This window comes from Bradyrhizobium sp. UFLA05-89, assembly GCF_059803475.1.
This window is the reverse complement of sequence record NZ_JBANBA010000093.1, coordinates 1-21,940: the sequence shown is the minus strand read 5'-3', so window position 1 is coordinate 21,940 and position 21,940 is coordinate 1. Positions and strand designations below refer to the sequence as shown.

Below are 21,940 nucleotides of genomic sequence, written 5' to 3'. Positions count from 1 at the left end.
GACATCTTGCTCCTACTTGCATTTGACTGGCGCGTCCGACGCTAGCCAGCCTAAAAAAATATATACTGCTGACCCATCGTTAAAGATCCACCTTCTCGCGGAGGGCCTGGTTCGATCTCGCACTCAAAGCCGCCATCTTGTCCTCCCTGTCCGCGCCGCGTATGCAGTGTGTCGTCGGAAAGAGGTCGCTGCAGCGCCTTTGCCTCGTGCCAAGCAGCATCATCCAGACATCGCGCTCCTAGCCAGTGGTGAAGATCACCGGCACCCGACAAAGCTGTTTGCTGGGACGAGGCAGCGGTTCTCCGGCTGCAGTGAGGCGCGCCCATGCGGCGGAGAGGTGTTGCGGATGTTTGTGACTGGAAAATTGCCCGCCCGCGGGGGAGGCGGCATGCCCAGCGCGTCGTGATCATTCGTTGCCCTGTCGGTGTTGCGCACGACGTCGCTCAAATTCGCATACTGAGCCGCTGCAGCGGCCGCGCTGGAGGGCGGAGGTGTGGGGCTTAGCCGGTTTGCTTAGGCCGACTTTGAACCGAGCAATTTTTAAGTATAGGATTTCGGGCGCGAGGCTCGCTGCCCTCGTGAAAGGCAAAGTAGACTAGCGGAGGCTGCCAATGGACATCGATGGTCCGTTGCGAAAGCAAATTCGTGTCGCGCTCTTGGACGCATTCCCACAATTGAACCAGTTACGAATCGTCGTCGAGGATACACTGGGCGAGCCGCTCCAGAACATCACGATGGCCAATGAAATGCCAACAGTTGTGTTTGATTTAATCAACTGGGCAAGATCGCGCGGCCGGCTGACGGAGTTGATCATTGGAGCCTCGGCAGAAAATCGGGGTAACCGCAAGCTTCAAGCGATTGCCGAGCAATTCCGGTTCGTTCCTAGTCAAGAAGGTGAGTCAGAACGCATCGTCGTTGAGAGTGTGCCATTCGAAAACGCCGCGCAATGGTTGGACACGCTTGCGCGCCTACGTCGCGCTGTATGCCGCTTCGAGCCGCAACCCCCAAGTGTTTCGTTAGAAGGCTTTGGCTCCGGTTTCCTTGTCGCCCCCGACGTGATCATGACCGCTTTCCACGTTGCGGGCGGTTTGTCGGAAAGCGCGGCTGCCAAAGCGATTGTGCGATTCGATTACGAAATCGACCTAGATGGGAACCTGCAACCAGGCCGCGAGGTGAAGCTGGCAAACTCTTGGCACCTAGCCTCAGACGCTTCTCTGGATTACATGCTCGTCGGTCTCGCCGAGCGGGTTACTGATCTCCCGCCACTGGGGGTCGCCTCACGCGAATACATCCGTCCCACGGCTCATGATTTCAAGCAGAACGAGCCCGTTGTCATTGTTCAGCATCCAAAGGCGGCACCGCTCAAACTGGCCTTCGGCACTGTCACCAGAGCAACCGATGGAAACGGCGTCACCTACAGCGCCAACACCGAACCTGGCTCATCCGGCTCGCCGACGATGACGACCGCCTTGAAGACAGCAGCCCTGCATCATCAGGGGCGAAATAAGGTGAATCGCGGCGTCCGCATGGCGCAGATCCTGGACCACCTAGCCGCAACCAACAAGCGCGGCTTGCTGGGCCCTTAGACGTCGGTCCCGCGAGACAATGCAATGAACCCGAGCGGTACAGGGGCGAAGCTATCCCCCCAGGCGCTCGTGCCGGCATTCAGCTATCAACATCAAGAGCTGCCCACTTTATGGCATACGACTGCGATAAGGGATCTTGAGACGGCGCGACGTCGATTCGAGGTTGTGGGTACTTTGCTCCGGGGGATGCGTAATCAACGCTCCCGGACCCCCGGGGACAGAACTCCTGCCCTGAAGAGCGCTACTCGTTCGAAGGCGACTTCTGCTACTCGAGTTTGGCTTCGTCTATTCCGAACAATTCTAAATATAGCTCCTTCAACTCGACCGCGTTCGGCCGTCGCTTGATCGCTTCGGCTAAGAAAGGCTTAAGACGCTCTTTAAGGTCCACGCCGAGCCATTTGGTGAGCTCGAAAGTCACCTTTGTCTGATCGGAGCCATCGACCATGGCGTCCAGATCCGCGCTGAGGGCATCATCGAGAAGCATGGCCAACTCACTACGCTTTGGAAATCGCGCGAGCAGCGCGGCGCGCAAACGTCTGCGATGATCGCCTGAATAGTTGACCTCGCCCGCCGATGCTGGACTAGTTGGTGCGACAAATTGGCTTGCAACCCTCTGGACCGTCGTTTTATGCGACGGTTTCCAAACGACGCGCCAAGTGAAACTCTGACTTGAGAATGATGCTATCGGATATCTGAATACCACGCACTCGTCGTTGAGGCGCTCAGACCGAAGACCAGCACCGCTGGGCCTCGACACTTTCTCGACCTCACAACTATATTTGTTCTCATCATACCTGAAGAAAACCTCGAAGCCAGTGTTGGGCGCGGACCAAATATGCTCGTCACTTATCCGCCTGCGTAAACCGTTTTTCTGAAATCTTACGCAATAACTATCGTCGACCGGCTCGGAGACTTTAATCCTCTTATCCTTAGTTTCTTCGTCTCGAAGATTTACCTCTTGTCCCCCAAGAAAGTAACGTTCGCTACCCCTAATAACCGACAATCCTTGCGCGGGTCCCATCGCTGGACGTTTAATGCCTTTCGTCCCTATCGGTATAATAGTAGAGGTCATTTCCATTGAGATCACATGCTTCTCAACGACAAACACGATTTCCGCTTTGGTGCGGTAATGACCGGCCGCGTTAATTTCCTCCTCCAACGCCGTAATAAATTCATCAGGCGGATCAAAGGTCATTTTACAGATCCCCTGGTTAGGGTTAGTCGTCGACGTTGTGGGGGCCACCTCTATTTGGTAAGATTACAACTAGGAGCTTGAGGGTAAAGGCCATGGCGAAGCGTACTATCAAAGAAATCTTAGATTGTCAGGCTGAACTCCGTCATAGGGTGGCTCGCGGCATGGACTTCATCGACTTCGAAGAACTCCGGAACCCGGTGGCTCTCGGCGCCGAGCAACAGACCGAGCCTCCAAAACATCGTGTAATCAAGGTATGATGTTCGGCAACAGTTTGGCACGGCTGGCGACCGGATAGTGCACAATCAATGCGTAAGAATGTCCGGCTGACCGCCGAGTAAGCGCATGAAAGCTTCGTGAGCTTGTTGGAAACGCGAAGGCCGTATTGCTTAGCGGCGGCAAAAACAGGGCGCGACGCGCAAAGGGTCGATTCGCAAGTACCCATACGCCCCCGTCGGAAATTTGCCAGCTCTCGTTCAAATTCAGGACCAGTCTGACACCGCGATCCGCGTGGTCGGTATGAAATCCAATGATGGAGTTTCCATCATACAATTGTGCAACCATTGTTGCGTTGTTCGAAAGACTCAACCGTAGTTGGCTTTCTAGCAATTTCTTCATTTCTTGAATCATGTTCACGAGCGCTGGAAGTTCTGCCATATTCGCCAATCGTTCGGTACATGCAGCAATGTTGATTCGAAAAAATCCATTTGAATGCTCGCGCCATTGCAGGTTCCGAAGCATCGCAAGTGCGCCTACTTCCGCTTTGCGGCTTAGCACACCCGCCGCGAGCACATGGGGGAAAGGGTGCCTGACAGAAAGGAGCTCCATTTTCGGCCCAATCCAGGTTGAGGGTGAGAGCGCCTCAGTTGCGCAGCAATTTTATGCTGGATGTTTTTTAGCGGTCAACACGCGCAGCAAGCTTTCACCCCATCCTACGTGACGATGAGTTTCACCGGAGAGCTCGCTGCAATGGCGATGCCGTTCTCAGTGCGGGCACTCCGGACAAGTGTCGCCGATCGATTCCAGCACGTCCCGAATCTCGGCCTCGGCTTGGCCAGCAGACAGTCCGGCCGGCGGATATTGTCTCGCGATTTCCAGCGCTCTGTCGCGGGCGTGAGGATCGGCACGATCTTTCATCCAACCGTGCTCCTCGCATTCACGGACGGCACCTTCGTCTTGCAGTACGGAGATCGCCCAACCACGCAAGGTTCGGATTCCCGGCCGTCTTTCTCTCGTCTTCAGCATGAAGATCGCTCCTGCCGGGACGAATCCTCTCGCCCGTTGCTCGTTCCGTGCGGTTAGCACTGGGCAGGGATTCCATTTTGCGGGAGTCTGAGCTTGTCCACGTGTTCCGCAGGCCTGTGCAGAACCTACGCTGTGGTCGCTGGATCTTCCTTCTCGCCAGTGGCGACGATCTTTAGCATGCCGTCAGGAAGAGCGCGTTGCAGCGCTTTGGCCTCATCCCAGGGCGCCCGCAGCCAGGTGTCGTATTCTTCGGCGGTCGTCAGAATCACGGGCATTGCCTTTGGGTGGACGCGTTTCACCTCCGCGTTAGGCTCACAGGTCAGGAAACCGAAGACATCGGCGGTCACTGGGCCTTCCTTAACCTTCCGCACGGATGTCCAATTTGTCCAGATGCCCGCGAAAGCGGAGAGGGGCCGAGATTCGTCAAGCGCGAACCACACCGGCACCTTCTTCCCGTCTAGGGTATCGTACTCGGAAAATGAAGTCAGCGGGACCAGGCAGCGATTGTTCGGCCCGAGCCATCGCTTCCAATGTTTGCTGCTGGTATTGCGGATGTTGGTCGTGCCGCCGTCCGGCTCCATCCGCAGCAATTCCTTGAAGTCGACCGTCTTGCCCTTAGCCTGGAGCTTCTCGGCTCGCTTTTTCGCCGCCTTCATCAGCGCTTCCGGGGAAGACGGCATACCCCAGCGCGCCATGGCGACTTCACGCCCGTCGGGCACGTTGCGGACGATCGGGGCCGGGTAGTCTGGGAAAATGCCTGGCATGCTCGGCAAGTTGCCGACGCTGCTGTTGAGCGCGTCAAACAAGCGGCGGATCGCGTCAACGTTCTTCGTCATCGAGTAGAGGTTGCACACGTTCAGGTCTCCGAAGGTGCCTGGCGAGGACGGGCTGTCAGTTGCAGGAGGGTAGCCGCGGGCCGTCGGCCGGCCTTAGCACACTTGCTGCAACGAAGCCGGCTCGCGAGGTCCTGGACCAATGTTGTTGGGGGATGACTCAGCGCAGCCAAGTCGACGTCCCGCTTCGTCTTGCAGCGCGAGCACTCAATCTCGAGCCAGGAGTAACCTCATCGCGCAACTGACGGAGCTGACAGGCGTACCGCTTCTCCAAGCTTAGGATCGCGGCCAGTGTTCGTTTCGACGTGTGGAACCTCGATCGACGCTTGAAAACCTGAGGTGTGGTGGCTGTCGAGCCAAGGGGCAGTCCGAGTGCGCGTGCCGCCAGTCGACAGCCAACTCGAACACCATTCCGACAAGAGCGAATTCTGTAGTGATCTCAACAAGCTAAAAGGCTGCGAATTGTCGGAATGCCTGTTGAGACCGCAGCAGAAACTCGAAGACTTCCAAGCTGAATACGAGGGTTCGACCCGCTCCAGCCGCTCTCGGCAATCATCGAAAATTCCGCAACGACTCGAAAAATATAGACTTCGAGACGTATTGTTCCAACCGAGGTCCAACAAAACGTCCAACATTTGGTCCAACACGTGCGTGAGATCCCCGACTTTCTAACCCTCCGTAGCGGCACCTGGCACTTCGTTCGTTGCGTTCCGATTGAGTTCAAAAAGCTCGATCCACGGATCCACGAGGCGCCATCAAGCATTGGGCTCACGTCAAGATCGCTGATGATCGCGCTGGTCGTCGCGCGGCGCGCAGCAATTGAACGAACAGTTCGAGCTGGTTTGGAGAGAATTGGTTGTCGGACGTCGAAGTTCGCTTAGACCAGCCGCAGAAGGGTAAACCAGTGCGAAGATCCGCGACCGACACGGCCGTGGGTCGTCGCATCCGATGCTATCGTTTAGATCGATGTTTCAGAGGCGACGGAACGACGAACTATGTAAAAGAAGCGTCAGTGGTGGGAAGTAGTGGCTCCGCTTGCTACTCAGATAGCGAACATCTTAGATGGGGTTGGTTTGGCAAAGGACGCCAACTCAGCCTACCTAACGGCAATAATTTTGTCCCATGCCAGCCTATTCAAATAGGGGCGCGAGCTCACCTGCTCATCGATATATTTTTGAGTGCGCTTTGATAACCACCAGCTCATTGAGACATCTTTTTGGTAGTGAAGCCTTTCGTCGCTAACGCTGATCAGGGCAAAGTTATCGGCGCCCGCTTCGCCACAAAGTTGTACAGCTGCATAGGTGCCACGAGCTCCGCTTGCGCCGATCAACGCATCAAGCGGCGATCCCACTGAAGAAAAAAGCGTTGTCTGGCTAACGCCGCGTGGCGGCGGCATCTCTTTCCTCTTGGTGTCCTCACTAACGCAGTCCATAGGCGGGACCTCTGGCGCGTTGTTAATGAGAACGATCATCGGCGTGAGTCCATGCGATTTCAGTTCCTTCGATAATTCCAGTGCGGTGCTCGCGCCGAAATACTCGAAATAGCCACCATCAACAACGCGATCAATCACTCTGCCGTCTTCCGTTCTGACAGTCCCGTGCGGCGAGATTATTGGAAAACGGGCGCTCATGGTCGCACCCGTGCTGAGTCGAATGTCACGGCTGATGGATCTATCCCGAAAGCCTGCGCCCGTATAGTCGGGGTTGAAAAGTTCGTCGAAGTCATAGGCATCGACAAAAAGTCTGTCACTCTTGCCGTCTTGCTTTTTTCTAAATGGAGCTACGTCACTAACCACAATCCGGCGACCGGTGGTTACCGACGTGCCATTCAGAATAAGAATTGGCAGCCAATTGCTTGGATTGTCTTGAAGTACCTGTTTGCGTACGGCAACGAGCCCCTTGCCTAAAGTCCCGGCGCCGTTATTCGCCGTAAGCTTGTCATACCGACGTTCCCAAGCCAATTCCAGTACAGCAGCGCGGTCTCCTCTCGGAGAGAGTTGGAACGGGTCGCCTATTAAGTCAGCAATGACTGGTGAGAGAAAGTCGCCGGCTACCAGTAATTCAAGACAACTGCGCCAGCTCTTATCGGGAGCGACCATCGCTGGGGCCGCCGGATCCTTAGTCAAGTACGGGACAAACCAGTCACTATCGTACGCGCGAAAATCCTTTCGACAGGGCGGTAGGTGTGTTCTGTCAGTCGCTTCCTTGGCCTGACCATCGGCTATTGCGGCATAAGCCACGACAGCGCCCAACGCTCCTCCCGATACAGCGGATATGGCGAACAGCTGCTTCTCAAACGGCCGATTTGATCGGACGACTATCCGCGGTTGGTCATCAATCTGAATTTGTGAACCGTCAGAGGTATTCCATAGTTGAGTCAAATTATCATCGTCCCAAGCGAGGCGTCGCCGATCACCAGAACGCCTTCCGGAAGTCGTTGCGAGCAGACGTCCAGACGGACTGATCTGCACGTTACCCAAATAGTCATATTTCAACTTGAACGCCTTTATCAGTTCTCCAGTCTTGCCATTTCGCAGTTGGATGGTCGTATCTTCAACGGAAGTATCATAAGCAGCTCCCGCTGAAACGACGATCCTATCGTCTGCAGGAGAAATCTGAAGCTCCGTCTCCCGACGATTGCTATCGAGCTTAAATTCGAACCCCTCAATGCGTTTGCCTGTTTCGGTTGACCACGCATGCGCGACGCTGTTGCCAGATAATGTGATAACTCGACCACCCGCGTTATCGAAAATGGCTTGGCGTATCCAATCGCCTTCCGGCTCCCGAATGATCGTCAATGGCAGTCCCGTTCGTCCGTCCCAAAGCACCGCAACCTGCGTGTTCAGGCTATTGGCATCGCTTAGCGTTAGAATGCGATCGCCAGATTGGTTGAAGGTTCCTCCAAAATTCTCTCGACCAGGCTGTGTAAGATCCGATATGGCTGCTCCGGTGTTTGCATCGAGCAGGACGATCTTCGTTCGCCTTTCGTCTGGCAGATATAAAAGCACTCTGCGTCCGTCGGAACTAAAGACGCCGGTGGACATCACGCCCTTTATTTCTGCTATTTGTTGTCCGTCGTCCAAATTCCAAAGTCGCGCTACATTGCTCTCGTCGTTGGACGCGCCTTGAATGCTGACCGACGGTCCCTCCAGAGTGATGAGTTTATTAGCTACTGGGCTGAAAGCCACATCGATCGATTCGAAACCCTTCCCCTGAGCAAGCGTCTGAAGTAACGCTCCACTATGCGCATCCCAGAGGCGCGCGACGGGAGCATACTCGCCTTCGGCCGTGGTAACGATCCGGGTTCCGAGGGGGCTGAAAGCTGCGCTGCGTACCTTCTCGTCCCCCAGGCGAAGTCTCGCAATTTCGTTGCCGGTTGCTGCGTCCCAAAGTCTTGCGTCATCTGGGATGCGCGCGACGTCGAGACCAGACAAGGTTAGAACGCGAGTTTCTGTAGCGTTGAACGAGGCCGTCCTCAGAACATACGTGTGCCCCTTGAGGACAGCCAGTTGCATGCCTGTTTTGCCGTCCCAAAGGCGGGCTGTTTTGTCGTAGGAGCTTGTGACGATTAGATTGCCAGAGGGACTGAAACTGGCAGAGGTGACGAGGTCCTTATGCCCCTTGAGCTCGGAGATCTGCTTGCCAGATGCGGTGTCCCAGAGACGCGCCACGACCTCACCGGACAGAGTAACCAAGCGGGAGCTGTCCGGACTGAACGAGGGAGAGTCAATCTTCCCCGGAAACGGCGAGATCTTCGTCGACTTCTCGTCCAGCAGTTCTCCGATCAGCCCTGCGGTCAGAAATGCGGCGCGGCTTGCCCCGCCGGCAGCCGCGATAATTATCGGTGAAGGACATGCATCAAGCGCGGCCGGGCTTGCCTCCAGTTTACAATTGTTGACCTCTGCCCATCGTGTGATGCTTTCATCGATTGATGATCGTTGGGAGGTTGGATCAGTAGTCCTAACATCATGCGGATCCCTCATACATGAGTCCACCAACGCAATTGAGATTATTGCACCGGCTATGAGAGGTGTGCGGTAACGAAGCGAACAATAGCTCAGGAAAGTGAGTATCGGGACATACAATCCCAACGCGATGGGCACTATCAAGCCGCGCCGCACATATTCGCTGGAGAGCGCCGGATTAATGATGAACAAAAGTAACATTATAACGAACGAAGCGATCATCGTTACGAAGTAGACGGAATTAAGTGTGCCGCGATCGATGAGCGGCTGAAGCGGCTTGAGCCAACGAGATGCGATCCGTCCGATCGTCACCGCTTGGCGCCAAATTCGCGTCTTCGAGCGAAGCGCCAACGGTCGGCAGACGAGGAAAGCTAAGACCAGCGTGATAATTGGCAAGATTGCAGATTGAAGTAGACCGAGCCTGTTTGAGTCTTGAGATAAAGCGATGATGACGAGAAAAAATACCGATGTAACAAAGAGTGGCGTTACCATAACCGCTACTGTGGTCCACCACGCGATAGCGCGGATAAGTGACCACCGATCGAGCGCCGTTGTGCCGCGATGTCTGAGGTAGAGCCAGAATGTCGTGAGCACACAAGCTGAGGCGCTAACAGCGATTGTGACTCGAAAAGCAAATATTACGTTGAGAAGGAACAGGGCAGGTGGCGCTATTGGTATCGCGCCAAAGCACCAGATCGCTTTGAGAAAACGGCGACGTCCAGCGTTGGCGACATTGCTGATGGGACGCCAAATGAGCAGCCAAGTGGTCTGCACGGCAATAGCGAAATATGCGGTTAGGATTACAAGGCCTGTGCCAACATTATCAATGATGGCGCTCAATTCTGAACCCCCATCGAGCCCATCAACGGATGCGGCGTTAGCGAGGGCCAAGATCTGCCCGATGAAGGCAGCTAGAAAGCACGCGGCAACAAGATATCGAGGGATGAGTCGCCTAACCCAGCGTTTGACTGGAGCGATACTTGCATTTGCCGTAACTCGCGGCCGAAACTGAGACAAAATCCACGTTGATGATGCGTAGACGGGCGCGATCCATGCAACGACCATCAGGACATAGAAAATCAGCCAAAAATGGATAGTCGACCAAAGGCCGCCGGGCGCATCAAAGAACAGATCCTGCGCCTGTGTTGCAGTATAGAAGAGCAGCACGCCCGCAATGACGCTTGCGACGCTGATCCAGGCGATTTTGAGCCCATAGAGCAACTCGCGAGAATTCAAATAACAAAGAGAGAGAAACTTGGACAATAAACCGACTAGAGCGATCGATGTCGGGCGATCAAAAATTGCCACTGATTGTCCCCCCTAGGCTGGATCAGAAAGGCCAACGACCGTCTGCTGCTTGTTGAGTGCCTGCGCACCTTAACGATTTGAATTGCTCGACTTCAATCATAAGTTACAGTGGCAAGGTTCGTCGAGGCCAACCGCAGTCTTGCGCCGGGGCCGGATAGGCGCGATCAAGTTCATCTCGCGGGAGCCTCTGTCGCGGGTGTAGCTCAGTGGTAGAGCAGTAGCCTTCCAATCTGAGTATCGCCGAATGCCGTCCGTATCAATTTTGAGAGATGCCTTACGCCAACATCTTGATAAATTCTTCCATCGACGGCTGCTGGGCGTACTGCAGCTTGAGAAGATCTTCAACTTTAAGGTTGGTGTACCGCTGCAGCTGGCGCCAATCTTTGTGGCCGGTGACCAGCGCTACCTTTTCGATTGGAAGTCCTGCTTCGAACAGACGGCTCGTTCCCTCGTGACGCAGATCGTGGAAGTGCAGGTCTTCAATCTTGAGTTCGTCGCATGCCCGGGTGAACGCCGCACTTACCGACCTATGGTTGTGGGGGAAGACTCGCCCATAGCCTCGCGTCACAATTCGCTGCTGAAGCACGACCTCCCACGCATCATAGCCTGTTAAATTGAGCAAAGGCACTTTCTGGTCATTTCCATCCTTATTCCTAGGGTCTTTTCTGTCCTGAATGATCACCAGCCGTTTTTTCATGTCGACCAGTGGCCACTCGGGTTTGCAGATCTCTTCCTGGCGCAATGTCGTTGCGACGGCAAATCTGACGATGCGTCCCATCGGTATGAATTGCCGACGGTTCGTCTCAAAGTATTCAATTAGCTCGTCGAGTTCGTCTTGCGTGGGCCGTCGGTCACGCTCCTTGCTCTTTCCGACCAAATTGAGATGGCTTAACGCGACGCGCGCGAGGCGGGCTTCCTCGGCTGAAACCTCAATACCGTGCACGGCGGCGGCGTGCGTTATTATCGTGCGGATGAAAGACATATCGATCGCCAACGTCGCGGGGCCTGCGCCCTGCTTGGCACGCTTTCTTCCGAACTCGATCAGCCGCTCTCGATTAAGCGCGGTCAGCTTCACACTGCCGAGCTCAGTCTTTAGCGAGGTCATGACAGCAGCTTTTGATCGGCGAGGGGGCTTGCCAACTTCGCGCATGTCTTCGTCGTGCAAGTCAACCAGATCGCCGAACGTGAGAACGTTCCGGACCACGCGCGGCTTGGATGATCCATTGCGGTCGATGTTGCGCTCCATTTCGAGCGCCCATTCTTCGCCGTCCTTGCGCCGCCGGAAAGTCTCGGCCACATAACGGTTCTTGCGGCGGACTTGAACTCGCCAGTTTCCCGATCCCAATTGAGTGAAGGTCGCCACGCGTGTGCACTCCGGCTTTCGTGTGCACTATGTGTGCACCGGGAGGTCAAAACGGGTACAAACGTGTGCAATTTCGGCTAGTTTGGAGTGCACACGTTCTTCTTCCATCCCATTGAGAGGATAGGATAAACGATTGAAATATCAAGACTATCGCTTTTCCGTGGCGCCCATGATGGATTGGACCGACCGATTCCAAAACCAGCGCGTGTTCAGTGCTTTAGCAAGTATAATCGTCGGCTCGCGCGTCCTTTGAGATCCTGTCGCCAACGGCGGCGCGCTCGTGCCTGCCGCGCTGCCTTGACCACGGCGTCCAGATACAATTTGATGTAGAACGAATCGCTAGGTTCGCCAATTTGACGAAATCATACGATAACACCTGTTTATAGAAAGCTTAAGACCGAATGGCCGCCACCGTTCGAGTTCCGGAATCCGCCTTCAAACAGCTGGTCGAAGAGGGATGGTCGGAGATTCAGCTAACGCCAGGGGAGACCGAAATCCTCGCCGGCGTGGTATCCGCCGCCTTCGACTTTTTTCGCGCAGATCCCGCTGAAAAAGCCAAATGCCAAGCAGGCACCGGGATTGGCTACCGGCCTTACGGAATAGAATACTCGAAAGCTGCCGATCGTCCCGACGAAATGGAGACGTTCTCGACGACCGTCGCCTCAATGACTTATGTCTATCCACTGCGTGAAGCTGCCGAACTCAATCGTCGGACGGCTGCGGCATTTTCTGTGCTGGAGCGGATCGCCGAGCAACTCATCGTTGCGATCGCCAATCGTCTGACGAACGGCACATGGCAGGCGTCGCTTGCTGGCGGCGTCCATCGTTGGTCGACGCTTCAAATCAACTATTCGCGTCCGAGCCAAGTGCGATCCTCCTTCATCAATGAAGAGCACGAAGACGGGCATTTTCTGACGCTGGTCTATGGGACCGCGCCTGGCCTCGAGGTCAGGATGCTGGATGGTACGTTTCGACCGGTTTCGACATCCGATCGCCCCGTCGCAATGTTGGGCGGCGTTGCCGCGTTGATGACCGATTGTCGGTTGCAGCCCCTGTTTCATCAAGTGCGCCCCCCCCATGATTGCGACGAGCGGATCAGCATCCTGTTTTTTGCGGATCTTGCACCCGAACTCTGTCAGCCCTGGATTGTCGGCGAGACCAATCGCGACGTCGACATCGCCCGCTTCATCAGATCGAATCCGGTCCGATTCGGACTACAGAAATATGGATCCGACTAAAATGCCGCGATGGATCCTTGGGCTCGGCGGCTCTGACCACGACTTCTCTGCCGCTCTGATGTACGATGGTGATATCCGTGTGGTCATCGAACAGGAACGGCTGTCGCGACGCAAGTACGGAAAGACGCTCTGGTTTGAGAGTCCTGTGCAACTCGCGATCGACTACTGCCTGGACGCAGAGGGCATAGGTCTCTCCGACATTGCCGCAATTGTATCGAGCGATACCTTGCCTGCCAGGTTGCGCATCGCATTTCGTGACCACAATCTCCGCCTCTTTTCACACCATCTTTGCCATGCGGCCTCGGCCTATATGATGGTCCCGCCAGATTCCACGGCTGGTGTGCTCGTCTATGACGGTTTCGGATCAATAGTCGGTCCTATAGAAGATCAGCTGCGCTGCAAGCGCGAGACGTTTTCCTTTTTCCTTTTTGGACCTGATGGTCACGAATGTCTTGGCCAGACGCTCGGTGATGCCACCGTTGAAGGGGACGATTTTCCCGTCGTCGTAACCGACTCGATGGGCCTGCTCTACGAGCTTGTGACTGCACAACTCGGCTATGAACCGCTCGAGGCCGGAAAGACTATGGGCCTGTCCTCTTATGGGCGCCCGCTCCACGCTGAGGAGCTTGGCCAATTCGTTCGTTATGGCAGCGAGCCGTCGGATTTCTTTCGCTGCACGCTGGATGATCCTCGATTTCCTGCGTTGTTAGAAGCCATCCTGCGCAGGTCCCCGAATCTCTTTGCGGGAAGCGCCGATCTGGCTGCAAGCGTTCAAGCATTAATGAATGATGCCGCGTTGCGATCCCTCGATTTCTTTCAGAACCGCGCGATCGACCAGCTGTGCCTCGCCGGCGGTTGCGCGCTCAACACGGTAACCAATTCCCATCTGATCGAATCCGCTCCATTCGACGTCCCGTTTTCTATCGCCGCTCACTGCGGCGACGCTGGCCTGGGATTGGGGGCACTCTGGCTTCACGAATTTGCGGTAAACGGCCGCAATCCTCGATTGACTTTTCGAGGCCAGCCGCTCAACCCCTCCCTCGCGAGACCGGGACGAACCTATTCGGCGCAGGAACGGGCCGCCGCTGTCCAGCAATTCTATCCACGGCTGAGCCATGATCCATCGGTGCGAACGCCCGCCGAGCTCGCCCGGCGACTAGCCGTAGGCGAAGTGATTGGACTCTTCAACGGCCGCTCCGAGATTGGCCCGCGCGCCTTGGGAGGGCGAAGCATCATTGCCGATCCGCTCAACAACGCGACGCGAGAACGTATCAACCGCATCATCAAAAAGCGAGAGCCGTTTCGGCCATTGGCGCCGATGGTGCTGGAGGAACGCTATGACGATTACTTCTACGATCGTCGCTGCGCCGACGCTTATATGCTTCGAGTGGCGCGCGTCCGCGATCGCTGCCGCGACGCAGCGCCATCAGTCGTTCACGTCGACGGCACCGCCCGAGTTCAGGTCATACCAGCTGACGGCGACGGGTTTCTGGTAAGCCTGTTGCGGGAGTTTGAGGCCCTCACTGGCCGCGCCGTGTTGTTGAATACCTCTTTCAATCGACGCGGCGAGCCGATTGTCGAAAGCCCGCTCGACGCGGTTGACGCATTTGTCGGCATGGAACTCGATGGGCTGTTTCTGGATGGGGATTTCTATCGGCATGCCAAAAGTCCGAGCTGATGAAGCACGGCGCGAACGGCCTCATCGAGTGAGTTTGCGCGCAGCAACTCGTGCGTACAGTCGATGAGGAGTTTGAGGGCACCGGGGCGTGACAGCAGGAAGTGACCGACCCGCGCCCATTCCTCTTCGTTGATTTGCCGGCGACCAATATGGGCATCATGACGGATCTTGATCTCGATCAAGTCTTCGTCGCTTACGGCAGCGCCGCTATTTTTGAGAAACCACAATGTCTCTGCAGGGTGACGACTGTAGGCTTCAGCCAGAACGCGCACGACGGCGCGCCGGATCCGGGTATCGGGATGACCAATAACGCTCCGCAGGGTAAGCAAGCCTTCGGCGGGCCACAAGACGATGACGCCGGCCAAAGCCTGCAAGATCTGAATCGCTTCTTCGATCCTGCCATCGGCGAGATACTTTTCGAGATACTGACTGTAGAGCGGAAGCTGGCTGGTGCGCTCTGCATGTATCTCGCGCAAGTAGTCGATATACCGCTGCTTGCGTCGACGGACCGACGGTAGCAGAACCCCGTACGGATAGATGACACCAAAGCCATCTTCGAAAACGCGGTCGAACAGATCTTGAAAGCCGCGTCGTTCACCGCGCGTCACACCTGGCCTGAAGAGCAACACAGCGGGCCAATCGCGCAGGATCCTCGCTTCGAACTCCTCGAGCGCGCCAGTATCATAGGGAACTGTGTGCAACACATGGAGATAGACAAGCGCGGCGTGCAGGAAATCAATCTCGATCGGCGAGCAGGTCGGTGAGATCGATCGCAAGCGGCTCTTAACGAGCTCGATCGTCGCATCGCGGTTATTGAAGCTGGATATCGCCAGGAAGAGATGACAAAAATGGTATTCGACTTCGGTATCGAGCGTCTCGGTGTAGGGCCGCAGGGCTGCGAACTCATGTTCGGTCAGAACCATGCCTGTCTGCAATCGCTCAAGGATGGCCAGGAGGTCCCCTCGATCCTCTCGTGCAAAGAACTGCTCGAGGTCCTCAAGCGGAGCATTGAACAGCAGGCGATCACAATAGTTCCTGATGTGATTGGCGATCGCGGCCGCATCGTCAGCTGACCAAGAGGGATACTCTCCCAGCAGAGCGTCCAGCGAAGTGTTGAGCGAGTTCAGGGTTTCAGCATATTCGTCCTCATGGGTATTGTCCGGACCAAGATGCGCGGCAAGATTTAGGAGCCGTCCCAGGCGCTGCCATGCAGGACATCGTGCGTCGCCGAAGAAAGCGTCGTAGGGAGCTACCCTCGTAAACAGGACGGCCGGGCAGCCCGCTTCGAGATAAAGCTTCACCAGCCTATCGATTGCGTAGATATTGGCTTCGATTGCGACGGGGGAAGACACAGAGTCTGAAATATTGGCAAGGATCGCCAAGGCGTCCTGCACCGGCAGGCCGGCGCCGAATTGCACTGCCGTTCGCAGCAGGCTCGGGCCGACGCCGTCGCGGCCAGCGGCGCTTGAGACATCAAGCAGATATTGTCGTGCGATGGGGTCGGCCTGTTCGGCCATGTCGGATAGGACCTCGCGTCCGAAGCCATACAACAGCTCGCGGTCTGCCAGTCCGTACTGACCACCCCAATCGTCAAGGGATCGCAACACCTTGTCGATCGTCGAAAAACGCCTTTGCGAGTGCAGTTCGAAGTAAAGCCGCGCAGCCGCGATCGGTTTTGGCTGAGTTCGGAACGACTTCAGGAACCTCAAGAGGTCGTCGACGGTCTCAAGGCTTGGTCCTCGGCCCGAGCTAAATCCCAAGGCAAGGAAGTATTCAAAAGTCCGGTCGTGATCGAACTGCAAATAGCCATCGCCAGCATCGACAAATATATGCAGATCCTTCATGAGCCGAATGATTTCGCCCCGCATCGCTGCAGGCTCGATGTCGATCTCGCGAAATTTGTCCTGTTGCCTCGTGAGAGAGCCAAGGGCCACGCTTGCCAGCAGATCTTTGACCGTCGGCGCGTCGATCAGCGAAGCACGGCGGCTCAACTTCTCTTCGATCGCGCGCTGATAGAGACCAGCGCTCGGAATTGCGGACATGCCACGATGCGAGGCATCCGCAATGGTCCCAAACAGGTAGGGATCATGCAGTTGCGCGAAGACGGTCGGGGATATCTGGTCGGTCTCGATCCTGGCATAGCCGCGGTCGTAGAGGCGCGCCACGGCGTCACTCAGCTCATCGTCACTGAACTCGCCGCACGCGATTGTGGCGACGCCTTGATCAATCGTCGTGTCGGACCACAACGCCTTCTGCAGTTGCATCAGATCCAGATGAGACAGCATGACGTTCCATGTCTCTTGCCGAATGGTGGCAATCACGCGTATGGCGCTGTCGTGTTCGGGGAGGAAATAGCAAAACCGCAAGATGTTGCGGAAGAGTTGAATGCATCGTGCAAGATCGGGGCTGAACTCGTTGATGCCATCAATGTAGAGTACGAGACGCAGCTGGTTTTCGGCGAGCCACCGCTCGAAACGAAAGAGCGAAAATGGACCGCGCGAACCAAGCCCGCCCAGCTGCTCGGCGACGTGCTGCTCGATATCGCCGTTACTCGGGAGTGCGCGGGATCGAACCAGCAGCAGACGGCTCGAGCGGTCCTCGCTCCAAAGGGTGTTCAGCCTGATGCCGAGGGTCGTCTTGCCGAAGCCCGATGGACCAGAGACCACGGTCAAGGCGCGGTTAGACAGCAAGAAGGACCGCACCTGTTCCTCGATGCGCGGCCGTCGCGCAAACGTATCGACAAGAGAGGTCCCGTCGCGAACGCCGTAAGCCTGGAGATACTCGCGATTACAATAGTCAAGTCGCCAGTCAAAAAGGCAGCGCAGATAGGATGGCTCGGTAACCTGTAGAGAAGGCCGTTCGAGAACCGGACGCGCGATTTCCATCAGCAGGTCGTCGAATTTCGCCCGCACCTGGCGAATGCGGCTGCCAAGCAGCCGAGACAGGGGCGCATCCGGAGCCAAGCGCGTTGGACCGCACCAGAAAATTCTGTTCTTGGTGGTGCTGACAGCGTCCGCGATGATCTCAGCAAGCTTGGGATCGTTGCCGCCATAGCCGGCAAACACGATGTCGTGCGTTCGCAATATTTCGCGAAGTAGGTCTAGCATCGATGAATCGTAGGGAGGCGCTTGCACTTCTTCGGTCGTCAGGAATGCAAGCGAGCGTGATGCAATGTCGCCATGGAGCTTGAGGTAGGGTTTGCGCGGCGGCTGGAACCGTTCGCTGAATAGCAGATAGGGACGCGCCACACCCGGAGCGTAGATCTGGAACAAGTCGCGTCCGAGCTCCTGCTGAGCCTTTTCCAGCATGCCGTCGAAGTTGGTCGTAATGATTGAATCAACCCCGCCCGCCTCAGCGAGCAGCACCAGCAGCTTATACGCATCGGAAGGCCGCAGCGGCTGCATGCGATGAAACAGCCAGTCAACCATCAAGGCTTTGTCGTCGGGCTCCTGGGCTGCGAACAATGCCTCAAACTGAGCTTCAATCTCTTCGACGCCCGTAACGTCAAACAGTCTCCTCTTGCCGAACTCGACAATGGCCTGTCGCTTCAGCTCCCAGAAAGTCAGGCCACCGGAGCTCAGGTCCGCCCCCGCGCCAAGGAAGAAACAGATCCTTGCAAGATGCCGAGCGGGATTTGCCGCGCGTTCGGCGACCAACCGACCAAGCAGTGCAAGCGCCTCTGGTGTCTCCGTCGGACGGGTCATAGCGCGCAGGTCAACGCGCCGATCAAGCCGTGCATCGTGCCCATAAACAGGTGTTATGAGATATTGATTGAACCAACGCATCTATGCTCACATCTATAGATTGCATGTCGGCGGAAGAGGGTGGTGGGGTGATTAGATGTTAGTGGTTGAAACTTATTTGGGCCCCAGCGAAATCCATGGAACGGGTGTCTTTGCCGCAACGCCTCTTGCCAAGGGCACGCTCGTGTGGATTTTCAACTCCATGGTTGATCAGGAAATCTCATTCGATCAACTCAAGAGCGTGCCCGCGAGGGTGCGCGAAGTGCTTGTGTCGCGAAGCTTCGTCCACACGGACGGCCGCATCATCCTGTCGAGAGACAACGGGGTCTTCCTCAACCATTCCGAAACACCCAATTTGTCTGGCGGGCTAGGCGGCAGCATTGCGGTGCGTGACATCGAAGCCCACGAGGAGTTGACGGAAGACTATAGGCTGCTTCCACCAGGAGCCTGCCGAGCTTTTCTGGATGTACCGACAGAAAGGCGATCCTTGATCAAGGCAGGCGTGCGGACCTAGGCGCGCGCCGATTCGGTGTGCTCCAATCTGGACGCCAGAGCAAAAGATCAGTCCAGATAGATTGAGCGTGTCGCTTGCGCGAATGGTAACCCTACTTCAATGAAGCCTCTAGGATGAGGTAGCGGAAAACCATCCTCTACGGCACATGTGCTCCTGGAATGTCCGCATCAGGTGCATCATGAACTTGTCGAAGCTAAGCAAGAAGTTCTTGAACCATTGCTCGATCGAAAGGCAGTTATCCGACAACACCCTTCAAGCTTACAAATACGATCTTCACGATTTTCAGCGATGGCTTCCCGTGCGTACGAGCCTCGCAGGTATTACAACCGAGACGCTGAAGAGCTATCTTGAGAATATGCGCCTAGAACGACAGCAATCGACGGCAACCATCCGTCGCCGATTGGCATGCCTCAGAGCTTTTTTTCACTTTCTTGAAGATGAAGGCCTGAAGGCTGATCCGTTCGTTGGGTGGAGGTTGAAGTTGCCTCGGCGAAAGCAGTTACCGAGGTCCCTATCCCGAGACGAGAGTGCTGCACTGCTGGCGGCCGCGGGTACTGGCCGTGCCCGGCGGGGCGTCACGAGGCCTCCGGAACTGGAAGTCGCACTCATGATGGCGACCGGTATAAGGGTCGGCGAGCTCTGCAAGATCGATGTCGGCGACGTAAGTCCTGATGCCGCGAAACTCAGGATCCGCGGCAAAGGATCGCGTGACCGTATGGTTTATGTTGCGGATCCAGCCCTCAAAAAGAGGCTCGCCAGACTGATCCGCGAGAGGTCCAAGGTCAGCCAGAACGAGCCTCTCTTCGTCAATCGGCATGGATCGAGACTGAGACCTTATTCCTTTCGTCCGAGACTGCGGACGTTCGCAAGGGCTGCAGATATCAAGCGTCGCATAACTCCGCATATGCTGCGACATACGGCGGCTACGCTGCTCATCGAAACCGGTGTTGATATTCGAATGGTGCAGCGACTTCTCGGGCATTCCAGTATTGCCACGACGGAGATCTATACGCACGTCTCGGACGAAGCGCTGCGAAAGACTCTCGAGCAGGCTGACGTGATCGGAAAGCTTGCCGCTTGAGAGGATCAGTACTCGCTACCGATCTCCTTTTTGGCCGGATCGGCCAATTACCAAAGCGGCCTTTTGTGAAGCGAATTGCTTCGTCTGACGGCGCGAGGTCTTGCAAACAAAGCTCCGCCTGGTGCTCCCACGCTGAGACGAATCGTTTAGTCCCGCAGGCGTTCCCCATCGCTAACACACGACTGGGATTCGGGATCGTGGGATCTCGTGGTTTTTCAAAGGCTAAATTTTCCACCGGCCAGGTGCTAGGCTAAGCAAGAACGAACTGAAACCAGACGTCCGAGCTCCGGTGGTCGCTCCTTGTCCGTTTTGCGCGTGCGGCTGTCGCCGCACCGGGCTCTCGTGAACCGAGCCGCACAGCGTCTCGGCCTTGCGGCTTCGATCCCTCGCGCACGAGCAGATCACGCCCTGGCAGGGCAGAAATGAAAAACCGGACCTTTATTCAGCAGCCACCTGCACAAAGGTCCGGCCTTATCTTACCTTGCCGCGATACCAAACGGCTGCAAAGGACGCTTCATATCCTTTGGGAGGTCTCGCTTTTCATGCGGGTTGCGACCCGAAGGCGGCAATAGATCAGTAGCCGATACGACTACTTCTTTTTCTTTGAAGTCTTCTTTGCCACCTTCTTGGTGGCTGCCTTCGCGGTCTTCTTTGCCTTCTTCGCTTTCTTGGCCATGTCGTCCTCTGTAAAAATTGGCTCTCAGTGAACATGCCCACGCCGTGCATAGACATGCGCACGAGTGAGACGCTATCACAAAAGCAAAATTGATACCAAGCAGACGTGAAGCCGCATTGAGTCGCTCGCCGGCGGCACTCGCCCTCGGGCCCGCCGTCAGTGCATGCCGGCGTCGCTATCACTGCCCTTCGGGTCGGGTGCCTTCTTAACCGGTCTCGCGACTGCACTCGGTCCCGGGTCTCGCCGCTACGCGTCGGCGCTATGCTGACCCTCCTGCGGGTGCCTCTTAGCCGGGTCTCGCGACCCTTAGTGTTCTCCGCTTCGCTCCGCCCACCCTTTAGTGACGAGAGGAGCCGCGCACCTCGCGCACAAAGCTTCCTGATCCCGTCCGCCGCCATCTCGCTGCTCAGACGCCGTGGCCCTCAGACGGGTAGGGGCGCGGCGTCATAATTTTCGGCATCGAGCTGCAGGTTGTCCGGACGGGTCGGGCACGTGGCCCATACGGTTCGAGGTCTCCGGCTGTGAGCCGTCATCGAGATTGAGAGTGAGAGTGCGGACCGGGTTCGTCGCGACGGGTCGAAGGTCGGGAGAGAAGCTTCCGGCAAAGACCGGGGAGGAACCAGGCACGATTCCGTTTCTAAAGCGCTTTACCGTTTTCCGTTGCGCCACCGAAGCCGTCCTATCGTCCGCACCTGCCGGCCAACCTCGTGGCGGATGGCATCCTATCGGACGCCCAGCTTGAGAGCGTCATCTATGCCGGAGAAGCGCATTCGGAGTTTCTCGCGGGTTCCTGGACAGTTGATGCGACTTTTGACGTCGTGGCAGCTGCGCGCGACGACGCGGAAAATGCCGTCCGCTTTCGCCGCGGCTGGTTCTTGGGCGATGGTACCGGCGCGGGCAAGGGTCGGCAGGTCGCCGCCATCCTGCTCGACAATTGGCTCAAGGGCCGCTGTCGTGCGGTCTGGATCAGCAAGTCCGACAAGCTGATCGAGGACGCGCAGCGCGACTGGTCCGCGCTTGGCCTGGAGCGGCTGCTCGTGACGCCGCTGTCGCGCTTCCGTCAAGGTACCCCGATCAGGCTCTCGGAAGGCGTCCTATTTACCGCCTACGCTACGGACCGATGAGCGCGGCGAAAAGCTTTCGCGCGTGCGGCAGATCCTCGAATGGTTGGGCTCCGATTTCGACGGAGTTATCGTCTTCGACGAAAGCCACGCCATGCAGAACGCGGTCGGGGGCAAGAGCCAGCGCGGCGACCAGGCGGCCTCTCAGCAGGGGCGTGCGGGCCTGCGGCTCCAGCATGCCTTGCCGAATGCGCGTGTGGTCTATGTGTCGGCAACCGGCGCCACGACGGTGCACAATCTCGCCTATGCCCAGCGGCTCGGATTGTGGGGTGGCGACGACTTCCCGTTTGCCACCCGGGCTGAGTTTGTCGAGGCGATCGATCCCGGCCCCAGGATATCCGCTTTGCTCGAGAGCGAGTCGCCGATCGCGTCGGCGAGTTCGGATTTGTTCTTAGGCG

The 21,940-nt window shown here is 56.6% G+C and carries 12 protein-coding genes and 3 pseudogenes; 6 read left to right on the top strand and 9 right to left on the bottom strand.

The genetic code is table 11. The annotated features are described in order from the left end of the window. Nucleotides 1-270 precede the first annotated feature (270 nt). Nucleotides 271-393 (bottom strand): annotated as a pseudogene (locus tag SO139_RS34160) (SOS response-associated peptidase); the annotation flags it as partial. Nucleotides 394-611: 218 nt separating this feature from the next. On the opposite strand from SO139_RS34160, the gene SO139_RS34155 reads away from it, so the two are divergent. Further along, the gene (locus tag SO139_RS34155; protein ID WP_498541385.1) at nucleotides 612-1,586 is read left to right on the top strand and encodes an effector-associated domain EAD1-containing protein; all 975 of its coding nucleotides are present in this window, start codon (nucleotides 612-614) and stop codon (nucleotides 1,584-1,586) included. A 265-nt stretch (nucleotides 1,587-1,851) separates the two neighbouring features. Here the strand turns inward: SO139_RS34155 and SO139_RS34150 are convergent, their stop codons facing one another. The 7 genes and pseudogenes from SO139_RS34150 to SO139_RS34120 form a co-directional block, all read right to left on the bottom strand. Beyond that, nucleotides 1,852-2,781: an effector-associated domain EAD1-containing protein gene (locus SO139_RS34150; protein ID WP_498541384.1), complete on the bottom strand. Its 930-nt coding sequence runs from the start codon at nucleotides 2,779-2,781 to the stop codon at nucleotides 1,852-1,854. A gap of 246 nt (nucleotides 2,782-3,027) precedes the next feature. Then, nucleotides 3,028-3,606 (bottom strand): hypothetical protein, encoded by a 579-nt coding sequence (locus SO139_RS34145; RefSeq protein ID WP_498541383.1) that lies wholly within the window; start codon nucleotides 3,604-3,606, stop codon nucleotides 3,028-3,030. Between the two features lie 156 nt (nucleotides 3,607-3,762). Beyond that, nucleotides 3,763-4,023: a hypothetical protein gene (locus SO139_RS34140; protein WP_498541382.1), complete on the bottom strand. Its 261-nt coding sequence runs from the start codon at nucleotides 4,021-4,023 to the stop codon at nucleotides 3,763-3,765. A gap of 125 nt (nucleotides 4,024-4,148) precedes the next feature. Further along, a complete protein-coding gene (locus SO139_RS34135) occupies nucleotides 4,149-4,877 on the bottom strand; it encodes an SOS response-associated peptidase (protein WP_498541381.1) in 729 nt (242 codons plus the stop codon). A gap of 2 nt (nucleotides 4,878-4,879) precedes the next feature. Then, nucleotides 4,880-5,086 (bottom strand): annotated as a pseudogene (locus SO139_RS34130) (hypothetical protein); the annotation flags it as partial. Nucleotides 5,087-5,952: 866 nt separating this feature from the next. After that, nucleotides 5,953-10,128: a hypothetical protein gene (locus SO139_RS34125; RefSeq protein WP_498541380.1), complete on the bottom strand. Its 4,176-nt coding sequence runs from the start codon at nucleotides 10,126-10,128 to the stop codon at nucleotides 5,953-5,955. A 274-nt stretch (nucleotides 10,129-10,402) separates the two neighbouring features. Then, a complete protein-coding gene (locus SO139_RS34120) occupies nucleotides 10,403-11,491 on the bottom strand; it encodes a site-specific integrase (RefSeq protein WP_498541379.1) in 1,089 nt (362 codons plus the stop codon). A 401-nt stretch (nucleotides 11,492-11,892) separates the two neighbouring features. On the opposite strand from SO139_RS34120, the gene SO139_RS34115 reads away from it, so the two are divergent. Together SO139_RS34115 and SO139_RS34110 are read left to right on the top strand one after the other, a co-directional pair. Beyond that, nucleotides 11,893-12,729: a 2OG-Fe(II) oxygenase family protein gene (locus tag SO139_RS34115; protein ID WP_498541378.1), complete on the top strand. Its 837-nt coding sequence runs from the start codon at nucleotides 11,893-11,895 to the stop codon at nucleotides 12,727-12,729. A 1-nt stretch (nucleotide 12,730) separates the two neighbouring features. Continuing rightward, nucleotides 12,731-14,407: a carbamoyltransferase C-terminal domain-containing protein gene (locus SO139_RS34110; RefSeq protein WP_498541377.1), complete on the top strand. Its 1,677-nt coding sequence runs from the start codon at nucleotides 12,731-12,733 to the stop codon at nucleotides 14,405-14,407. Here SO139_RS34110 and SO139_RS34105 read toward each other — a convergent pair. After that, a complete protein-coding gene (locus tag SO139_RS34105; RefSeq protein WP_498541376.1) occupies nucleotides 14,380-18,192 on the bottom strand; it encodes an SIR2 family protein in 3,813 nt (1,270 codons plus the stop codon). The genes SO139_RS34110 and SO139_RS34105 overlap by 28 nt on opposite strands. 55 nt (nucleotides 18,193-18,247) lie before the next feature. Here SO139_RS34105 and SO139_RS34100 point away from each other — a divergent pair, with 55 nt between their 5' ends. The 3 genes and pseudogenes from SO139_RS34100 to SO139_RS34090 form a co-directional block, all read left to right on the top strand. Further along, complete coding sequence (locus SO139_RS34100) at nucleotides 18,248-18,664, top strand: SET domain-containing protein (RefSeq protein WP_498541375.1); 417 nt, start codon at nucleotides 18,248-18,250, stop codon at nucleotides 18,662-18,664. Nucleotides 18,665-18,842: 178 nt separating this feature from the next. Further along, nucleotides 18,843-19,745, top strand: a complete 903-nt coding sequence (locus SO139_RS34095; RefSeq protein WP_498541374.1) for a tyrosine-type recombinase/integrase — start codon at nucleotides 18,843-18,845, stop codon at nucleotides 19,743-19,745. A 1,317-nt stretch (nucleotides 19,746-21,062) separates the two neighbouring features. Further along, nucleotides 21,063-21,870: pseudogene (locus tag SO139_RS34090) on the top strand (strawberry notch family protein); the annotation flags it as partial. Nucleotides 21,871-21,940: the final 70 nt, after the last annotated feature.